The 18,571-nt window shown below is 51.5% G+C and carries 17 protein-coding genes; 9 read left to right on the plus strand and 8 right to left on the minus strand.

What is annotated here, in order from left to right; translation table 11 throughout:
• The first annotated feature begins 110 nt into the window (after positions 1 to 110).
• From XDD1_RS02720 to XDD1_RS02760, 9 genes are all read left to right on the plus strand, one after another.
• A complete protein-coding gene (locus tag XDD1_RS02720; RefSeq protein ID WP_045968457.1) occupies positions 111 to 2,288 on the plus strand; it encodes a thiamine pyrophosphate-dependent enzyme in 2,178 nt (725 codons plus the stop codon).
• Positions 2,289 to 2,303: 15 nt separating this feature from the next.
• Positions 2,304 to 3,860: an indolepyruvate oxidoreductase subunit beta family protein gene (locus XDD1_RS02725; RefSeq protein ID WP_045968459.1), complete on the plus strand. Its 1,557-nt coding sequence runs from the start codon at positions 2,304 to 2,306 to the stop codon at positions 3,858 to 3,860.
• A 16-nt stretch (positions 3,861 to 3,876) separates the two neighbouring features.
• Positions 3,877 to 4,296 (plus strand): acyl-CoA thioesterase, encoded by a 420-nt coding sequence (locus tag XDD1_RS02730; RefSeq protein WP_045968461.1) that lies wholly within the window; start codon positions 3,877 to 3,879, stop codon positions 4,294 to 4,296.
• An 84-nt stretch (positions 4,297 to 4,380) separates the two neighbouring features.
• Positions 4,381 to 6,777: a bifunctional salicylyl-CoA 5-hydroxylase/oxidoreductase gene (locus XDD1_RS02735; protein WP_084720918.1), complete on the plus strand. Its 2,397-nt coding sequence runs from the start codon at positions 4,381 to 4,383 to the stop codon at positions 6,775 to 6,777.
• On the plus strand, positions 6,731 to 7,885 hold the full coding sequence (locus XDD1_RS02740) for a cupin domain-containing protein (protein WP_045968463.1): 1,155 nt from the start codon (positions 6,731 to 6,733) through the stop codon (positions 7,883 to 7,885). The genes XDD1_RS02735 and XDD1_RS02740 overlap by 47 nt, the downstream gene beginning before the upstream one ends.
• Before the next feature lie 3 nt (positions 7,886 to 7,888).
• Positions 7,889 to 8,800 (plus strand): fumarylacetoacetate hydrolase family protein, encoded by a 912-nt coding sequence (locus tag XDD1_RS02745; RefSeq protein WP_045968465.1) that lies wholly within the window; start codon positions 7,889 to 7,891, stop codon positions 8,798 to 8,800.
• An 18-nt stretch (positions 8,801 to 8,818) separates the two neighbouring features.
• On the plus strand, positions 8,819 to 9,802 hold the full coding sequence (locus tag XDD1_RS02750; RefSeq protein WP_045968467.1) for a carbon-nitrogen hydrolase family protein: 984 nt from the start codon (positions 8,819 to 8,821) through the stop codon (positions 9,800 to 9,802).
• On the plus strand, positions 9,799 to 10,554 hold the full coding sequence (locus XDD1_RS02755) for a maleate cis-trans isomerase family protein (RefSeq protein ID WP_045968468.1): 756 nt from the start codon (positions 9,799 to 9,801) through the stop codon (positions 10,552 to 10,554). The genes XDD1_RS02750 and XDD1_RS02755 overlap by 4 nt, the downstream gene beginning before the upstream one ends.
• 92 nt (positions 10,555 to 10,646) lie before the next feature.
• Entirely contained in the window at positions 10,647 to 11,108 is a 462-nt protein-coding gene (locus tag XDD1_RS02760) for a MarR family winged helix-turn-helix transcriptional regulator (protein WP_045973305.1), read from the plus strand.
• Between the two features lie 25 nt (positions 11,109 to 11,133).
• Here XDD1_RS02760 and XDD1_RS02765 read toward each other — a convergent pair whose 3' ends face one another.
• From XDD1_RS02765 to cas7e, 8 genes are all read right to left on the minus strand, one after another.
• Positions 11,134 to 12,267, minus strand: a complete 1,134-nt coding sequence (locus XDD1_RS02765) for a DUF4056 domain-containing protein (protein WP_231854451.1) — start codon at positions 12,265 to 12,267, stop codon at positions 11,134 to 11,136.
• Positions 12,264 to 13,415 carry a BamA/TamA family outer membrane protein gene (locus tag XDD1_RS02770; RefSeq protein ID WP_045968470.1) on the minus strand — a complete coding sequence of 384 codons (1,152 nt, stop codon included), beginning with the start codon at positions 13,413 to 13,415 and terminating at the stop codon, positions 12,264 to 12,266. The genes XDD1_RS02765 and XDD1_RS02770 overlap by 4 nt, the downstream gene beginning before the upstream one ends.
• Positions 13,415 to 14,407, minus strand: a complete 993-nt coding sequence (locus XDD1_RS02775; protein WP_045968472.1) for a hypothetical protein — start codon at positions 14,405 to 14,407, stop codon at positions 13,415 to 13,417. Before XDD1_RS02775 ends, XDD1_RS02770 begins: the two co-directional genes overlap by 1 nt.
• Positions 14,408 to 14,853: 446 nt before the next feature.
• Positions 14,854 to 15,147, minus strand: a complete 294-nt coding sequence (cas2e, locus tag XDD1_RS02780; RefSeq protein WP_045968474.1) for a type I-E CRISPR-associated endoribonuclease Cas2e — start codon at positions 15,145 to 15,147, stop codon at positions 14,854 to 14,856.
• Positions 15,148 to 16,068 carry a type I-E CRISPR-associated endonuclease Cas1e gene (cas1e, locus tag XDD1_RS02785; protein ID WP_045968476.1) on the minus strand — a complete coding sequence of 307 codons (921 nt, stop codon included), beginning with the start codon at positions 16,066 to 16,068 and terminating at the stop codon, positions 15,148 to 15,150.
• Positions 16,068 to 16,760 (minus strand): type I-E CRISPR-associated protein Cas6/Cse3/CasE, encoded by a 693-nt coding sequence (gene cas6e, locus XDD1_RS02790; RefSeq protein WP_045968478.1) that lies wholly within the window; start codon positions 16,758 to 16,760, stop codon positions 16,068 to 16,070. The genes cas1e and cas6e overlap by 1 nt, the downstream gene beginning before the upstream one ends.
• Positions 16,747 to 17,514: a type I-E CRISPR-associated protein Cas5/CasD gene (gene cas5e, locus XDD1_RS02795; protein WP_045968480.1), complete on the minus strand. Its 768-nt coding sequence runs from the start codon at positions 17,512 to 17,514 to the stop codon at positions 16,747 to 16,749. Before cas5e ends, cas6e begins: the two co-directional genes overlap by 14 nt.
• Before the next feature lie 13 nt (positions 17,515 to 17,527).
• Positions 17,528 to 18,565 carry a type I-E CRISPR-associated protein Cas7/Cse4/CasC gene (cas7e, locus tag XDD1_RS02800; RefSeq protein WP_045968482.1) on the minus strand — a complete coding sequence of 346 codons (1,038 nt, stop codon included), beginning with the start codon at positions 18,563 to 18,565 and terminating at the stop codon, positions 17,528 to 17,530.
• Positions 18,566 to 18,571 lie beyond the last annotated feature (6 nt).

Consider the following 18,571-nt stretch of genomic DNA (forward strand, 5'->3'; position numbering starts at 1 on the left):
CTCCCTGCATAAATCACAATTACATGACAAATCATGCATTGACCGTTAACTCATCGCCGAATTACATAAGTGATAACAAAAAGGCGTAAAGCGGACATGGTGAGGTAAACATGGCAGAGCGATCATTTGTCGAGGAAGTGAAAAAATTGCGTCTGGGTCAGGGCGATGTTTTCAGTGGTGAAGGTATCCTGGCCGTGACCAAAGCCCTGCTGGAAGCGGGGGTTGCCTATGTGGCGGGCTATCAGGGGGCACCGATCTCCCATCTGATGGACGTCTTGCTGGATGCGCAGGATGTGTTGTCTGAATATGGCATTCGCTTTGAAAACAGTGCCAGTGAAGCCACTGCGGCGGCGATGCTGGCCGCTTCCGTCAATTATCCATTGCGTGGTGCCATCACGTTTAAATCGACGGCGGGAACCAATGTGGCCGCAGATGCGTTGGCCAATCTGGCATCAGGCGGCGTCGTGGGCGGTGCGCTGATTATTGTCGGTGAAGATTATGGTGAGGGATCGTCCATCATGCAGGAGCGCAGCCATGCTTTTGCGATGAAATCGCAGATCTGGTTGCTCGATCCACGTCCCAATCTGCCCTCGATTGTGCAGGCGGTAAAGTGGGGATTTGAGCTGTCGGAAGCCAGCAATACGCCGGTGATGTTGCAGATGCGCATTCGTGCCTGCCATGTGCATGGCCGGTTTGTGTGTGAAGAGAATCGCGCGTCCGCGTTCACAATCAAGGATGCACTGGAAAATCCGGCGCGCGACCTCAGCCGCATCGTGCTGCCGCCCGCCAGTTTTCTGCATGAGAAAGAAAAAGTCCAAGACCGCTGGCCGGCTGCCGTGCGTTTTATCCAACAGCACGCACTGAATGAGTTTTTTGCTGAACAAGCGGATGATATTGGCCTTGCCCTGCAAGGTGGCTGCTATAACACCGTGATCCGCGCCTTGAATTTGCTCGGACTGGCGGATGTTTTTGGCAACAGCCAAATCCCGCTGTATGTCATGAATGTCGCCTACCCACTGATTGACGAAGAGTTTGACCGTTTTTGTCAGGGTAAACGGGCAATTTTAGTGCTGGAAGAGGGGCAGCCCAATTTTGTCGAGCAGAATATTGCCAATATCCTGCGCCAGCGTGAGATCGCAACGCGGTTACATGGCAAGGATTTACTGCCCATGGCGGGAGAATACAATACGGCCACCGTGTTATCAGGACTGCGGGCGTTTCTTGAACGTTACGGCAAAATGGCCGCGGAAAGTGCGGTGTCTGCCGGTCAGGTGCGTATTCCGGCCGTGACTTTACCGATTGAGGAAAATCATGCACTGGAAGAGGCGGTTCACGCCCGCCCGCCCGGTTTTTGCACTGGTTGTCCCGAACGACCGATTTTTACCGCGCTAAAGCTGGTTGAACGGGAATTGGGGCAACATCATGTCAGTGCTGATATCGGTTGTCACTTATTTGCCATTCTGCCCCCGTTTAATTTGGGCAATACCACCATGGGTTATGGATTGGGCGCGGCCAGTGCGGCGGCACTGAATACGCCGGTGGCGAACAAGCGGGCCATCTCGGTGATGGGAGACGGGGGATTCTGGCACAACGGGTTAACCAGTGGTATCGCCAACAGTGTTTTTAACCGCAGCGACAATCTGACCATTATTGTCGATAACAGCTACACCTCCGCCACCGGCGGGCAGGATATTCCCTCCTCAGTGGCAGTGAATGCCCATCGCAGTACCGGCCATGACATCGAAAAAGCCGTCAAGGGCGTCGGGGTGAAATGGGTACGCACGATCAAGCGCACTTATGATCTTAAGGCCATGATCAAGACCCTGCGTGAAGCACTGACGATAGATAAACACGCGACAGGTGAGGGGCCAAAAGTTTTGGTCGCGCAGAGTGAGTGTATGTTGAATAAGCAACGGCGCGAAAAAGCCAGGATCAAAGGGGCGATTGCGGCAGGGAAGCGGGTCATCCGTGAGCAATTCGGGGTCGATCCCGATACCTGCACGGGCGATCACTCCTGCATCCGCCTGTCCGGCTGCCCTTCGTTGTCGATTAAGCCGAATCCTGATCCCTTGCGCACCGATCCGGTGGCGACGGTATTGAATAGCTGTGTCGGCTGTGGGTTGTGCGGGGAAGTCTCTCACGCAGCGGTGTTGTGCCCCTCTTTCTTCAAGGCGCGGATCATTATGAACCCCACCCGTTGGGAACGATGGCTGCACCAGACCCGCCAAAGGCTTATCGGTTATTTGCAACGTCGCGATGTTGAGCGTCGCCAGCAATATGATTTTTAAGCAGGAGTGATACCTATGCCATCCATCAATTCGCTGTTTACAAACCCGCCCGCTCAACCGATCAAAATTGCTATTCTGGCGATGGGAGGCGAAGGGGGCGGTGTACTGGCTGATTGGCTCGTGACCTTGGGAGAAGAAAATGGCTATTTTGCCCAAACGACTTCTGTGCCCGGCGTCGCCCAACGAACCGGGGCAACCATTTATTATGTTGAGTTGTTCCCTGTTGCTGCTGAGTCTGGGGGATCAGCCCCCGTGCTGGCACTGATGCCAACGGCCGGTGATGTGGATATTGTGTTGGCCTCGGAATTGATGGAAGCCGGGCGCGCTGTCCAGCGCGGTTTTGTCACGCCGGATCGCACGACGCTGATCGCCTCAAGCCATCGGGTATTTTCGATGGGGGAGCGTTCGGCCATGGGCGACGGGCGGGTGGATAGCGGGGTGTTGATCCGGCAATCCCGGAAAGCGGCTTTGCATTTTATCCATTTTGATATGGCGCGGGTGGCAGAAAAGAGCGGCAGTGTGATCAGTGCTGTCTTGTTTGGTGCACTCTGTGGTACGGCGACTTTGCCGTTCAGCCGTCAGCAGTTTGAGGCGGCAATCATCAAGAAGAAAGTGGGGATAAAACCCAGCCTGCAAGCCTTTAGTTTGGGATTGAGCCGGGCGCAATCGGAAGCGAAATCAGGCAGCGCCAGAGAAACGGCGGCAGGCTCCCCGATCCCGGAAAAAAAACAACGTTCTCACCCCCGTCTTTCCCATAACAACGAAATCAATGCCCTGCTGCTGTATATCCGGCAAAAGATCCCGTCCTGTATCCATGACATTGTGATTGAAGGGATCAGGCGCCTGATTGATTATCAAGATCCGGCTTATGCCCGTTTGTATCTCGACCGCTTGCAAAAACTGACCCAGCAAGCCGTCAAGCAGGACGAACAATTATTGGGTGAAACCGCCCGCCATTTGGCGCTGTGGATGGCTTATGAAGACACCATTCGGGTGGCCGATCTCAAAACGCGGGTCGGCCGGTTCGAACGGGTTAAGCAAGAAATGCGGGTGCGTGATGGTCAACTTGTTGAGATAAAAGACTTTCTTCATCCCCGCATGGAAGAGATCTGTGACATCTTGCCGGCACGTTTTGGCCGCTGGTTGTCCCGTCCTCATTTTATCCATCGGATCTTGGCAAAATTACTCAGCCGCGGGCGTGTGATGACCACCAGCGCCATTCCGGGATACCTGCTGCTTTATATGCTGGCACATTGGCGCCGAATGCGCCGTCATACGCTGCGTTTTCAGCATGAAACAGTGCGCATTGAAGGATGGCTGTGGCGCATTGGTGTCGCCGCAAAGCGGGATCGCGATCTGGCTTTGGAAATCGCCCAATGCCAGCGCTTAATCAAGGGTTATGGCGAGACTCACGCACGTGGGTTAAGACATTTTCAAACCCTGATGGCGATTGTTGATCACCATCTGCATGATTTATCTCCCGACCATTTGCGCCAACTGCGTGAAGCGGCATTGGCGGATGAGCAGGGTGAGCAATTACGCGCGTGCCAACGGCGCCTCTCTTTATATTAATCCTAAGGAGTCTGCAATGAGTCTGCTTAGATTTATCCAGCCCCATAAAATTCGCTTTTCTGAGTGTGATCCGGCGGGGATCGTCTTTTATCCCCAATATTTCGTGATGTTCAATAACTTGCTGGAAGATTGGTTCGATGAGCTAACGCCAATCGGGTATGCCAATTACATCGCCAAACATCGCTTTGGGTTGCCAACGGTGCATCTGGAGGCGGAGTTTAAGGCCATCAGCCGAATGGGCGATCAGGTTTGGCTGGACTTAGAGGTTGAGAAAATTGGCAAAAAATCCCTGACGTTGATCCAACGCTGCGTCAGCAAAGCAGGTGAGCTGAGGATGAGCGCCACTCAGACTTATGTCACGACTTCACTGGATACTCATCAAGCTATCCCCATTCCCGATGAGTTTTACTATGCGCTAACGGAGCAGATGCCTTAATTAAACAGGCAGCTTCGTTGAACGATCTTGAGTTGAATGAACGCATATCGCATGGGACAAATATCCTGCGGCAGGAGAAGAAAGATGAATTTAAGAGGTAAAAATATCGTATGTATTGGCGGTGGACCGGCAGGATTATACTTCGGTCTGCTGATGAAGTTGCAAAACCCTAATAACCGCGTCGTGGTCATCGAGCGCAATCGTCCGTATGACACGTTTGGTTGGGGCGTGGTGTTTTCGGATGCCACGTTGGAAAACCTGCATCAGGCGGATCCGGTTTCGGCTGAAACGATTGGCAAGGCGTTTAGTCGTTGGGATGATATTGATATCCATTTCAAGGGAACGGTCAATCGCAGTGGCGGCCATGGTTTTATTGGCATTGGCCGTAAAAAGCTGCTGAATATCCTGCAAGATCGCTGCCTTGAGGTTGGGGTTGAGCTGGTGTTTGAAACTCAGGTTGAGGATGAACAGGCGATTGCCCGTCAATATCATGCCGATTTGCTGATTGCTTCCGATGGCATCAATAGCCAGATCCGCACCCGTTATGCCGAATTTTTTCAGCCGGATATCGAACAGCGGCATTGCCGTTTTGTCTGGCTGGGGACGCGCAAGATCTTTGATGCGTTTACCTTTCTGTTTGTTGAAACAGAGCATGGCTGGTTTCAGGTTCACGCCTATCAGTTTCAGGCAGGGCTATCGACCTTTATTGTCGAAACGACGGAAGAGACCTGGCTGGCGGCGGGGATCGACAAAATGTCCCAGGAAGAGGGGATTGCCTATTGTGAAAAAATCTTCGCGCCGTGGCTGGATGGGCATCCATTAATCTCCAATGCCACCCATCTGCGTGGTGCCGCCATTTGGATACGTTTTCCCCGCATCATTTGTGGCAATTGGGTGCACTGGATCACGCCAGAGGGCGATAACGGCAAGCCTGTCCCGATTGTGTTAATGGGCGATGCCGCCCATACCGCCCATTTCTCCATTGGCTCCGGCACAAAACTGGCATTGGAAGATGCGATTGAATTGACCAACCGCCTGCAAGCCCATCAGGGGAATTGGCCGGCAGGTTTGGCCGATTATCAGCAATCGCGCAGCGTGGAAGTGCTGAAAATCCAGAATGCCGCCCGCAATTCAACGGAGTGGTTCGAAAATGTCGTGCGCTATGACGCTCTTCCGCCCGAACAATTTGCTTATTCACTGTTAACACGTTCACAGCGCATTTCCCATGAAAATCTGCGCTTGAGGGACAGGGCATGGCTGGAGAATTATGAACGCTGGTTTGCCCGAACATCGACCCCATTCTCACCGCTGATCCCACCTTTGCTGACACCGTATCGGGTACGGGGCGTGCTGTTGAAAAACCGGGTCGTGGTCTCACCCACGCTGCTGTATAGCGCCGTGGAGGGAACGCCGGGCCCGTTCCATCTGGTTCATCTTGGCAGCCGGGCATTGGGCGGCGCGGGATTGCTGATCGCCGAAATGACAGCCATTTCTCCGCAGGCACGTGTCACCCCGGCTTGTACCGGATTGTGGAACGAGCAGCATGTGCAGGCGTGGAAGACGATCACCGATTTTGTCCACCAGCATTCTGGCGCTCAGGTTGGCATTCAATTGGGACATGCCGGGCGGCGGGGATCGACCCAACTGGGGTGGGAACGTTCGGATCACCCTTTGCCGGAGGGCAATTGGCCCTTGGTTTCCGCCTCGGCGTTGCCCTATTTACCCGGCGTTTCCCAAGTGCCGGCGGCGCTCACTCACGCGCAGATGAAAGACATTATTGCTCAGTTTGTCGCGGCCACGCATCGCGCCGTTGAAGCGGGTTTTGACTGGCTGGAGATCCAGGCCGCCCACGGTTATCTGCTGTCCAGTTTTCTCTCCCCGCTGACGAACCAGCGCGATGATGAATATGGCGGTTCGCTGGAAAACCGGCTTCGCTTCCCGCTGGCTGTCTTCAAAGCGGTGCGTCATGCCTGGCCGACCGATTTGCCGATATCCGTGCGGATTTCTGCCACGGATTGGGTGGAAGGGGGAACGACGGTCGATGAAGCGGTCGAGATTGCCCGCCGTTTCTATGCCGCCGGTGTGGATATGGTGGATTGTTCCAGCGGAGAAGTGTCTGTGGAGCAGCAACCGGTTTACGGGCGCATGTACCAAACACCGATGGCGGATCGCATTCGCAATGAGGCCAATGTGCCGGTGATTGCCGTCGGTGCGATCACCGATGCGGATCAAATCAACAGCATTATTGCTTCGGGTCGTGCCGATCTTTGCGCCTTATCCCGCCCGTTCTTAGCCGATGCGGCTTGGCTGCTGCGTGAATGCGCCAGATATGGCTGGACAGGTATCGACTGGCCACAACCGTATCTTTACGGCAAAGAACAATTAGAACGAACTTCCGCCTTATTGTTATCTGTTATCCGTACAGGAGATAGCTATGTCTCAACAATCTATTCCTCAACAAGAAAATCCCCAATCGCATGATCAATATCGGGAAGAGATGATCGGCCGTGCCAATGTTGCCGACAGCCCTGAACTGCTGGCGTATTACAAGGAATTAGGGAAGTACAAGGCCGGGGCACTCTGGACCATCGCCAATAAAATAGAACCTTGGCAGCCTAAATCCGCCTCGGTGCCGGTACTCTGGCGTTACCGTGATCTGCGTGAGCACGTGATAAAATCGGCCGATTTGGTCACGCCGGAACAGGCCGGACGCCGGGTGGTCTACCTGAACAATTCGGGAGAGCAGGGCATGTCTACTGCGGTCGGTTTGCTTTATTCCGGTCTCCAGACCATGCGGCCGGGCGAAGCCGCATCGGCACATGCCCACTCCTCTTCTGCCCTGCGTTTTATCATGGAAGGACGCGGCGCTTACACCATTGTCGATGGGCAGAAAATATCGCTGGCAGCGAATGATTTTGTCTTAACGCCCAATGGCACCTGGCATGAACATGGCGTTGAATCTGATGGTTCACAATGTATCTGGCAGGATGGGCTGGATATTCCGCTGGTTAACGTATTGGAGGCGGGTTTTTATAAGGTGCACCCTGAGTTGGGGCAGGCCGTGACTGAAACCGTGGATTCTTCCATTGCACTCTGGGGTGCCCCCGCCTTGCGTCCGCAAAATGTCGGCTGGGATCAACCTTATTCCCCGCTGTTCAGATATCAGTGGGAACCCACTTATGAAGCTTTGCAGCGTTACGCCCGTGTTTCAGACGGTTCGCCTTTTGATGACATTTTGATGCACTACACCAATCCGATCACGGGCGGTCATGTGATGCCGACGCTCGGTGCCAGTATGCAGTTGTTGCGCCCCGGTTTTGTGGGCAAGGCGCACCGGCATACCGGCAGTTTCATCTATCAGGTCGCGAAAGGACGCGGTTATTCCATGATTGATGGTCAACGGTTTGACTGGCAGGAGCGGGATATTTTCTGCGTCCCTTCATGGGCATTTCATGAACATGTGAATACGTCACAAACAGATGATGCCTGCTTGTTCTGTTTCAACGATCTGCCCGTCATGCAGGCATTGCAATTGTATTACGAAGAAGCCCTGACTGATAACGATGGGCACCAACCAGTGAGAGGATAAGAGATGCGTTTAATCACTTACCGTCCAGAAGTGACGGCTGCCGCGCGGTTAGGGGCGATTGTCGATAATCACGTCGTCGACTTGGCAAAGCTGGCGGCTTATGCAGGCAGTCAATTGCCGGATAACATGCTGGCGTTTATTGATCTGGGTCCCTTGGCGGTGGGCAGCACAACGGCGCTGTTAGCCTCGTTCAACGGATTGTGGCCTGCGGGGGTTTCACAACCCTTGCAGAATGTGAAAATTCTCGCGCCCATTCCCCGCCCGCGGAAAAATATCTTCGGTATTGGCCTGAATTATGTCGAACATGTGGCGGAGTCCAGCCGCGCTCTGGATACGGCAAAAGATCTGCCAAAAGAGCCGGTGATTTTCTCTAAACCACCCACCACCGTGATTGGCCCCGGTGACGCAATTGAACATAACCGTGAGATCACCCAGCAACTGGATTGGGAAGTGGAGCTGGCGGTGATCATCGGCACCCGCGCCAAAGGCGTAGCGGCAGCGGAAGCACTGAAATATGTTTTTGGTTATAGCCTGATGATCGACATGAGCGCCCGTGATTGCCGCCGTGCCGGGCAGTGGATCTACTCCAAGGGGCAGGATACTTACGCGCCTTTTGGCCCCTGCATTGTTACCGCGGATGAAATTCCCAACCCGCAGGATCTGGCGCTGAGCCTGAAAGTCAACGGGGTGACCAAACAGCAGTCCAATACACGCCATATGTTGTTCAAAGTCGATACTTTGATTGCCGATATCAGCAAAGGCATCGCGCTGGAGCCGGGGGATATCATTGCCACGGGAACACCGGAAGGTGTCGGCGCGGGGCGTGATCCGCAAGAGTGGCTCTGGCCGGGGGATGTGGTTGAAGCGTACCTTGAAAAGATTGGCGAGTTACGTCACTGCGTGATTGCGGTGTAAATAAAACAGGAGCCTGAGATGCTGAAACTTCCCAAGTTCAAAGCGGCTGCGGTACAGGCTGCGCCCGTCTTTTTGGATACCGAGGCGACGGTTGATCTGGTTTGCCGGCTGATCCAAGAAGCGGCAGACAACGGAGCCAGTTTGGTGGCCTTTCCGGAAGTGTTTGTTTCCGGCTATCCCTATTGGAACTGGGTAATGACACCGATACAAGGCAGCCCGTGGTTTGAAAAACTGTGCAAATCGGCCATTGAAGTTCCGGGGCCGGAGATCAACAAAATTGCACGCGCGGCGGCGCGCCACCACATCAACGTGGTGATTGGCGTCAATGAACGCAGCCCCACTGGTGTGGCAACGCTCTATAACACCTTGGTGACCCTGTCGGATAAAGGGCAGATTCTGGGGCGTCACCGCAAGCTGGTGCCGACATGGGCAGAGAAACTGACATGGGCCAACGGGGATGCGTCTTCGTTAAAAGTTCATGATACCCGCATCGGTCCACTGGGCGTGCTGGCCTGCGGCGAAAATACCAATACGTTGGCGCGTTTTTCTTTGTTGTCCCAAGGCGAATTGGTACATGTTGCCAGCTATATATCCCTGCCGGTGGCCCCGCCGGATTATGATATGGTGGAGGCGATCCGTTTACGGGCGGCCGCCCACTGTTTTGAAGGCAAAGTGTTTACGATTGTTTCCTGTTCCACCATTTCGCCGGAAATCGTGAAAGCCATGTCAGCCAGCCATCCTGAAGCGGAACAACTGCTGGCGCGTTCCAACAGCGCCTTCAGCGGCATCATTGGGCCGGATGGCCGGGTGATTGGCCATCCCCTGATTGACAGAGAGGGGATCGTTTATGCGGATATCGACTTGAACCGCTGTATTCAGCCGCGCCAGATGCACGATATCACCGGACATTACAACCGATTTGATATTTTCGATCTCAGCGTGGATCGCCGTCCGCAGAGTGCGGTTCGGTTTACCGATCCCGTACAGGGGGATCAGCCATGAGTGACACACAGCATTTTCGGGTAGGGCTGATTGTTCCCTCTTCCAATACCACCATGGAAACGGAAATTCCCGCGATCCTGCGCGCCCGTGAAGCGCTGGGTGGTGAGCGTTTTACCTTTCATTCCAGCCGGATGCGGATGAAAACGGTCACCCAAGCCGAACTGGCCGCCATGGATGCTGACAGCGATCGCTGCGCGCTTGAGCTGTCGGATGCGGCGGTCGATGTGCTGGGATATGCCTGTTTAGTGGCGATTATGAGCATGGGCAAGGGATATCACCGGATCTCTGAAAAGCGCCTCTATCTGCGGACACAGGAAAACGGATATCCGGCGCCGGTTGTCACCAGCGCAGGCGCATTGGTGGATGGATTACACGCTTTGGGGGCGAAACGGATCTCGATACTGACGCCCTATATGAAACCATTGACGCAACTCGTGATTGATTACATTGAAAATGAGGGCATTGAAGTGATCGACAGCATTTCGCTGGAGATCCCCGACAATCTTGATGTCGGGCGGCAAGATCCGCTGGCACCGGTGGAAATCACGAAGCGATTGAACAGCAACGCCGATGTTATTGTGGCTTCTGCGTGTGTACAAATGCCTTCTCTGCCGTCAGTGGCACTGATTGAAGATCGGGTGGGGCTGCCGGTTATTTCCTCATCTGTGGCGACAACCTACATGATATTGAAACAGCTTGGGCTGAATACATTCGTTCCGCGATTTGGCTCACTGTTATCAGGAAAATATTGACGGAATCACTGTCGTGGGCGTGTTTTTCACAGGTGAACCTTTTAAAATCGGAAGTCAAAATACTTCCTGAGATAAAAAGGGTTGTTCAACTTATGCCAGATGCAAAAGTGTTTGTTGACAATTACCTGCCTGCCTTACTTGGGCAGGCATGGATGCTGGTTTCTTCTGAATTCCATGATGTTGTTGAAGCGCAAGGGTTATCCGTACTGGAGTGGCGGGTGTTATCGACGTTGGCAGGAAGTGGTTCGATTAGTATCAGCCTTCTGGCACAGAAAACCGTCAGTAAACAACCGACCATGACGCGCGTTTTGCAACGTTTGGAATTACAGGGGCATGTAGTGCGTTTTTCCAAGGGTGGCAATGATCGCCGCGTGACCTTGGTACGTTTGACGGAAACCGGGAAAAAACTGGTCAAAGGATTGCTGGCCGAAGCAGAATCCCATGAGAAAAGTGTGCTGGCACCACTGGGCAATGGCAAAAGCCAGCTATTGAAAGCGATTTTGCAGGAACTGATTCAACGGCATACCCCAATACGTGATGTATTGGGAGGATAAGATTTTAACGTTGTCGATCAATGCTTTATTTAATCAATAATTGCCGTTCATCTTCACATTGAGCATTGTCCGCCAGCCTCTTAAAATCTTTCACTGTCCAATATTGTTTTGGCACCGGCAGATTTTTCATCTCATTGCTGGGAAATAACCGCAATTCTGCCAGCTTATCCAACTCAAGATGCTGATAATGATCAGGCAGCGACAGGCGCAAGGCCGCGTCCTCTTTACCGAAAGGCATTAACGGGTAGCGGTTGTCCTGAATATCGTAATTCCGGTGCAGTACCAGAAACTTCTCAGGAATGCGCCGGTAACTGTTCCACCACACACCATCTACGCTATCAAACATCGCCTTTGTGCCTGATCTGGGATAATCGCCGAGTTCATGCAGCGCCATCGGCAAGATTTTGCCCATCGCGGCGGAAAATTGGGCCACAGAAGCCGCATGGCCTTCTAAGATTAGGGTCAGGGTTAAACGCGCGCCTAACAGATTTGAATAGAGATCTTCCGGGGAAAAAGCCGAAATCCCTTCGGAAAATCCCGGAACCGATTGATAGCCATACCATTGCGCGATTTCATGCCAGGCCGCAAGCTGAAAAGCGAGCTTGGCCGCTAAATAGGCACTCAGCGTATAGCGTTCAGCAGGCGCTTGCGGCGGCGGAAAAGCAAAAAAGTGAATTTTGCGCGCGGCAAGCTCATTATTCAGGGTTAATTCCCACTCTTGACCAAGATGGGCATAAATCTGGCTGAACAGATAGAGCGTATAGTCTGCGGTATCCCTCACATGGGCGATATCAATAAATCCGCCTTTACGGGTATAGAGCAGCCCCACTTTTTCCTTGCTTATTCCCAACAAGGCAGCGCTGGAACCGATAACGCTGTCATTATAGTGATGCTCACCCAGTTTTTCGGCTTCGACAATATTATCGATAACGTAGAAAGGGACAGGAATATTTCTGAGTTGAACTTTAAGGTCATAGCCAAAAGCACAGCAGGCCCTTAACCCCTCCGGTGGTGCGATCGGCGGCAATGCGCCCCACGCTTTCAGGGATTGTTCATCGGGATCACTGGCGAGGACAAGTTTTACCGGATCAAGGGATTGGGGCGGATTTTGGCATGCCAGCAGTAAAAAACAGAGGCACAGTGTCACTAATAATCTCAAAACGCTTCCCCAACCTGAAAATAGAATCCCATACTGTCTTTACCAACACCAAAATCTAATCTGACATTCATGCGGGGTTTAAACTCGAAACGATAGCCAACCCCGACAGAAGGCAGCCAATGTTTTGTTCCCAATTGTGAAGGGGAATCTCCCAGTGTGCCGGCACCTATCCAGGCAACCACACCGTGGCGCCAGTCAAGTTTGTGTCGCAATTCTAACTGGGTGGTGAAAATATTATTGTCACGATAACGCCCTTCATAATACCCGCGCATCCGCTGACCATTGCCGAGTAGAGAGAGCTGATTCCACGGTACATCCCCCGCGCTGAAACGGGCATAGTTATCAAAGGCCAGAACGGTTTTTTCAGATAACTGGTGATAGGCCGAGAACTGAAATTGGGTGGTAGAGAAACGGTGATCGCTGCCCAACGCCGGGGAAAAATAGGTGTAAACGATCTCAAACGTTTGCCCATGCCGGGCATTCGGCAAGAAATCCCGCGTATCATAACTGAAGTAGGCACTGATACCGGAACTGATCACAGAACGGCCGCCAACGGATTGGTCAAAATAGCGTTTTGCACCGGCATCGGGATGACTGGCGTTGAGCGAGGAGAAATTCCAGCCTAATCCCATATAGGTAGCATCGGCGACGCGATAGAGCAGGCGGGGATGAATATCAAATTCCTGCGAATGGTATTTCTCTTTATTGCTGTCCTGTTTCCCGGCGTTATAGCCTTTTCCCCAATAGTAAGTGGGAGTGTTATTCAGCGTACCGGAAACAAATAACCGCCATTGGTCGCGGGCAAAAAAATTATAATTGGTAAAATTGAGACCAAATGCACCGGTAGATGAGCCAAAGCCACTGAGTCCCAATGAAGAGGTCTGGCTCACAGAGTCTGAGCTATCGGGACGGTATAAACCGACTACGGCAACCCCAATCCCGACGCCCATTTCAGGGGTATAGAAAGGGCCGGGTAATACCCCCCAGTCAATTTTCTTGCGGGCATCAAAATGATTGCTGCCGCCCAGTTCGTTTAACCAGCCATCAATTTTTTGCCGATCAAGCAAGGTCTCTGCGTGGGCGGATAAGACGGTAAAAGCAAAGAGGCTGGCAACCACCAGCCTTTTAAAGGTTGCGAGGCCAAACATTAAAAACGGAACTCACCGGAAATAAAGAAGCTGTTTCTGTTGCCGAAACCGACTTCTGACAAGATATTAAAGTTGCGGGTGACTTCGATACGAGCACCAAGGGTATTGTTCCATTTATGGGCAAGGTGTTGTTCGACGTCGAATTTGATGTCTGTTTGTTTTTTAATCATATCAAACAATGCAAGTTCAGGGGGTAAATCGAGCTTACTAACATCACCTTTAAAGCGCTGAGTAATATCTTGGTACATAGCACCAACCCAGACTTGAACTTTGGTATTTCCTTGTCCAGCGATTAAAGGTTCAAAAACAAATTCGTAACCAACTCGTGGAGTGATAACTAAGGCACTAATATCCCCATCTAAAATATCCAGATTGGTACGGGTATAGTTAGTATCTAAGGTGGCAAAAAATTGGTTATAACCTCCGGCAAGGGTGACACCGCCGCCAAACGTTTTTCCTTTAAAGTTCAGTTCAAAAGGAATATCTTCCCAAGCTGGTTCTCCAGGTTCAGAGTTGGGTAGGTAAATGCTGTCTAGATTGGTTTTTGAAGTCCCTTTGGTTTTTCCATAGACACCATAGACGTTCAGGAAAGGTAACACCCAAGAATCCAGTTTAAGCATATGTGTTTCGCTTTTTTCTCGTGTCTTCCCTGCGTTAATAATTATTTTTTCAAGAAATTTATAATCTGGATTACTAAATTCGTATTTAATGCTATCTACAACGATATCCTGCCGCAGATTCATATAGCTGTAACTGGCACCAAACGGCTCAGGCAAATCATAGCCTTTTGCTCGTGCAGCATCCCCCCAAATTGGCAGAATACGCGATTCAGATTTAGTCGTGCCGGCCAAGCTACCGTCATTATTGGTTTGCTGAACGCCAGATTCTGTCATGGTTAATGAAAAAAGTGGACGCTCACTATCGGCATAGCTAGATGAGGCTGCAAAACACAGCGCAGCGGCTAACAATTTGCTGGTGTTAGTTAAGTTCATAAGTCAATTTGGTTCCTATTTTTGACATTTAATTGTCTACAAAACAATCATCTGAGGACGGAAAGCCGCGTAGATTATCATAGGTCTTTTTGACAATCATCAGTGAATGATGCTTGCGGGTGGAATGTTGCTCAATTCGGTATATTTATTTGTTTTATCTGGAATAAATGGATTTTTATCTAAAAATACTTTGGTAAGGGTAATGAATATTGTGGTTATTTCCTCTATTGATATTGACTTTTAGTTAGATTCTTTGAAGTGAGAAAGTAGAACTGGGAAGCGTTTTATTCTGACAATATATCACTCAGCCGCCATCTGTTATCACAGCTAATGTGTCGGTTTATCCCCGTAGGTACGGGGAACTCTAATCATAACCCGCTATTTTAAAACATATTTATTAACCGAAAAAATTTTACCACCTTTAACCCTCTTTTCACTCCGGCAAATTAATCCTCAGAAAGCGGCTTAAATTTCACCAACCGAAGACCGTCAAAATCTATCGGCTCCCTTCTGTTTTCACCAAAGGTTTGGAAATCAAAGCCAGATTCTGTATTGGTCTGCCATGCCATCACCACATTCCCCTCTTCGGTCAGCTCGGTAATTTGTTGCCAAATCATCTCCCTGATCTTATGGGAGATATTCCCGACATAAACGCCCGCCCGTATCTCCAGTAACCAGATAGCCAAACGTCCCCGCAAGCGAGGAGGAACGGCTTCTGTGACAACCACGGTCATGCTCATTTATTGGCTCCTGTGTCCGATATCACCGATGGAGATCGGTTCAGGAATGGCGGGTGGCTGTGCGTCAGCAGGCGGGAGCGGCGGCGAGATTTCACCCGCCGCAAGGACTTCTTCAATTAACGGGATCAGGCGTTTCAGGATCTTGTCTGTTCTGAATTTTTCCCGACAGGCAATTCTGACTTGTCTGTCAGGCGCAATGCTATGGGTGGCGGCAACCTTAAAAGCAATAGGCACAACGGTATCAAACTTCAAAATATCCGCAATATCATAGACAAATGACAAGGGCTTGCCTGTATGCAGAAAACCTATGGCCGGGGCATAACCCGCCGCCAGAATAGCGGCCTCGGTCACACCGTAGAGACACGAGGTGGCGGCGCTGATACAGCGATTGATAAGATCGCCTTTATCCCAATTTGTATGATCGTAGTTGCGTCCTTGCCATTTTACCCCATACTGTTTTGCCAATATTTGATAGATTTTTCTGACGCGCGCGCCCTCTATCCCCCTGAGCTGTTCAACATTACGTTTTTGCGGTGCGGGTTCGCCAAAACGCAGTTCAAACATTTTGCGAACCACTTTGAGCCTTAAATCCTCATCCAGTGCCAGTTTGGCCTGATAAAGCAAGCGATCTGAACGGGCACCGCCCGGCTGCCCCACTGAATACAATCTGACACCGGCTTCTCCGACCCAAATCAGTAAAGTGCCGGTCGTCGAAGCCAGTTTTACCGCAGCATGGCTAATGCGGGTGCCCGGCTCCAGCATAATGCAGGCGATAGAGCCAACGGGAATATGCATGCGTTCACCGTTGACTTCATCGATCACCACAAACGCATTATCTTTGACATCAATACGCCCCATGCCGATAAAGATCATCGAATTCCTGTCCTTGATCGGAATGGGTTTTAACGGAATAAATGCCATCACAATGCCCTTATCAGCATTAACCCACAACCAAAGGATTTGGCCCGGCCAAACCCTTTACGGTATTGCGCCAGAAAAAGCTCGCTATCTGACAAGGTCAGTACCCCCTGAAAATCCACGCTCGAAAACGCCACTTGCTGGCCGGAGGCTTTGAAACTGCGATGTTGGGTATAGCGTTCAATATCAGGCGGGAAATCAAAGCGGATGCCCCAACTCGCCAGCCGTTTTTCATCCTGTATCCACGCTTGGCCGGCCTGTGTCATCAATAATTCTATTTCGTCAGAATCCACGCTGATACCCGCACATTTGGCCTGATGTTTTGCCTGACGCTTGGCATTCATCAGAACATCATGACGCCGCTGTTTGCCCGAATCTTTATCCGTCAGGCAGACCGTCGGATTGACGCGCAGTTTGAAGGCCAGTTTTTGCCCGTTATGTAATTGAGGGGCAAAAGGCTTGGTCTGGATCTGGAACTGTGGTGATGTGGCTATCGGTTGGGTGGTGGATAACACCCAAAATTCAGGACTGCCACTGAGGGTTTTCTCTTCCCTGAACAGGAAATTACGCGCTTCCTGTTCGGTAAACAGTTGCCACAGAAGCTGGTGGGTAGCATAAACATCATTTTTCACCCGTCGTGACGGGGGTTGTGGACGCTGAATCGATGGACGCAAAGTGATTTTAGACAGGTACATGGGTTCCCTCCACAGGCAGTGACGGGAGCGATACCTGATGTATCGTGAGTTGGGTAAACTGCCAGCGGTCGCGTGACAGCGGCTCATTCCAGAGTTGATGGGTCAATACGGTTGCATCCGGAATGTCGATCTCATTTTTATCGCCTTCCCACCAATAGCTCACGACCTCATAATTTCGCCGCCAATAATAGTTGCTCTTTTCGGATTGCGGCAAGGAGGGAAAAGGCGTATCAAGCGCCGCTTTTAATGATGGATATTCGGCCAACTGTGGCGACATGGGAAGCGCCGGCGGGCAGGATTTTCGGCCAAGGCTCAACGTAAAAACCGGTTTTACCAGTGCATCACGTAAGGCAGAAAGCGTAAAACTCGTAGGTTCGGTCAATGAAATGGCGATAACCCACACGCCATCAGCCAGATAATCCCGTGAAGACAGCACCGTGTTTAATTTCGCTTTATCACTTAACTCACTTTTACGGGTCAGGTGTGCCTGTTTTTTCTCTTGCGAGGGCACTTGGGCGGTATGGTAATCCCGTAGCAATAAACCGGAAACAACCTGCTTGATGGCGATTTTGACACTCTGCTGCAACGCCGCAAGCTGGGTTTCATCATCACGCCGGATGCCCAAAGCTGCCCCTAATAGCCCTAAAATTGCCGAACGGGTGGGATAGGTGCTGGTTGGCCGGTTTTCACCGACCGCTTCCACTCCCCAACTGGCGAGTGCCCCGTATAAGCGAAAGACCAAGTAACTCTTCATATTGGCCCCTTTTTTACGCGGTGATGAACTGAACCAACTCAGCAAAACGACCCTCGCCGGTCACGGCATTGATGCGATAGTGTGAATCAGCGCAGGCGCCATAAACGTTATCGAAGTTTTTCCGCTGTTCTTCCAGTTCCTCAATCGCTTTGGTGGCCTGATCTTCATCGTTAATGGGTTTTAAAAACGCAGCGGACAGGGAACGCGGCTGATATTCGCCTTTTTCCGCCAACACATAACTGGCATAGGCACGGGAGCCGAAGCTGTTTTGTTTGCCGGAGGGCGCAATTTTAACCGCCGCTTCGGTCAGGGCGGCGATAGCGCGGTTTGCCAGCGCTTCATTGCCTGCCAGATTTTCGATTAATAACGACTTATTAATGCAGATATAGCTATAGAACAGCGCCGCCGCAAAGCCGGTTTCCCCGATATGCGACGAACCGGTATCGGTTTTGCCATTATTGAGATCGTCTACCGCAGTAAAATAGTCATTTTCCACGGTCACGGCGTGGACACTGATCGCATGGGCAACCTGACAGGCGGCCTCAACGCCATAGGCTGGGCTGGATGCCAGCATACGACCGAACAATGCAATATCGACCGCCATTTTGGCTTTACTCAGCAGGTTTAACTCTTCTTCCGTTGCAGCACGGTTTTCTGCAATCAGTGTGTCCACCAGCGCAAAAGTGGCTTCCTGTTCGGCCGGGCTGATATGCGCCAACTGTTCAATTTCCAGTGGATCTTCTTTTTTCTTTTTACCAAAGACGCCCGCAATATTAGAAGCCCATTCCGCCGCTTGCTTCTCTTTAACGCCGCCATTAAGCAAGCGTTGATACACCTGAAAACCAAAACGCTTGGTACGAAAACCAAGATGGCCTGCCAGAGCGTCCTGAAACAGGTCAGAGATCCGCCAATGGCGTTTCAAACTCTGGGAGCTGATCCTGAGTCGCTCAAACCCACCCATTTGGGCAGTTTTAGGGCGGCCGAGATCGTCGCGGTTCAGGTTGGCAGGCGGGTAGGAGGTTAACAGGTGGAGTTGGATAAATTGGCTCATGGAAAA

It is taken from the genome of Xenorhabdus doucetiae (assembly GCF_000968195.1).
Classification (GTDB): domain Bacteria; phylum Pseudomonadota; class Gammaproteobacteria; order Enterobacterales; family Enterobacteriaceae; genus Xenorhabdus; species Xenorhabdus doucetiae.

Excerpts from the sequence above, each read along its gene's own strand:
- cas7e (WP_045968482.1), bottom strand. The coding sequence starts at position 18,565 with ATGAGCCAATTTATCCAACTCCACCTGTTAACCTCCTACCCGCCTGCC.
- XDD1_RS02750 (WP_045968467.1), top strand. The coding sequence starts at position 8,819 with ATGCTGAAACTTCCCAAGTTCAAAGCGGCTGCGGTACAGGCTGCGCCC.
- cas6e (WP_045968478.1), bottom strand. The coding sequence starts at position 16,760 with ATGTACCTGTCTAAAATCACTTTGCGTCCATCGATTCAGCGTCCACAA.
- cas5e (WP_045968480.1), bottom strand. The coding sequence starts at position 17,514 with ATGAAGAGTTACTTGGTCTTTCGCTTATACGGGGCACTCGCCAGTTGG.
- XDD1_RS02730 (WP_045968461.1), top strand. The coding sequence starts at position 3,877 with ATGAGTCTGCTTAGATTTATCCAGCCCCATAAAATTCGCTTTTCTGAG.
- XDD1_RS02725 (WP_045968459.1), top strand. The coding sequence starts at position 2,304 with ATGCCATCCATCAATTCGCTGTTTACAAACCCGCCCGCTCAACCGATC.
- XDD1_RS02720 (WP_045968457.1), top strand. The coding sequence starts at position 111 with ATGGCAGAGCGATCATTTGTCGAGGAAGTGAAAAAATTGCGTCTGGGT.
- XDD1_RS02760 (WP_045973305.1), top strand. The coding sequence starts at position 10,647 with ATGCCAGATGCAAAAGTGTTTGTTGACAATTACCTGCCTGCCTTACTT.
- XDD1_RS02770 (WP_045968470.1), bottom strand. The coding sequence starts at position 13,415 with ATGTTTGGCCTCGCAACCTTTAAAAGGCTGGTGGTTGCCAGCCTCTTT.
- XDD1_RS02740 (WP_045968463.1), top strand. The coding sequence starts at position 6,731 with ATGTCTCAACAATCTATTCCTCAACAAGAAAATCCCCAATCGCATGAT.
- XDD1_RS02775 (WP_045968472.1), bottom strand. The coding sequence starts at position 14,407 with ATGAACTTAACTAACACCAGCAAATTGTTAGCCGCTGCGCTGTGTTTT.
- XDD1_RS02755 (WP_045968468.1), top strand. The coding sequence starts at position 9,799 with ATGAGTGACACACAGCATTTTCGGGTAGGGCTGATTGTTCCCTCTTCC.
- XDD1_RS02745 (WP_045968465.1), top strand. The coding sequence starts at position 7,889 with ATGCGTTTAATCACTTACCGTCCAGAAGTGACGGCTGCCGCGCGGTTA.
- XDD1_RS02735 (WP_084720918.1), top strand. The coding sequence starts at position 4,381 with ATGAATTTAAGAGGTAAAAATATCGTATGTATTGGCGGTGGACCGGCA.
- cas1e (WP_045968476.1), bottom strand. The coding sequence starts at position 16,068 with ATGGCATTTATTCCGTTAAAACCCATTCCGATCAAGGACAGGAATTCG.
- cas2e (WP_045968474.1), bottom strand. The coding sequence starts at position 15,147 with ATGAGCATGACCGTGGTTGTCACAGAAGCCGTTCCTCCTCGCTTGCGG.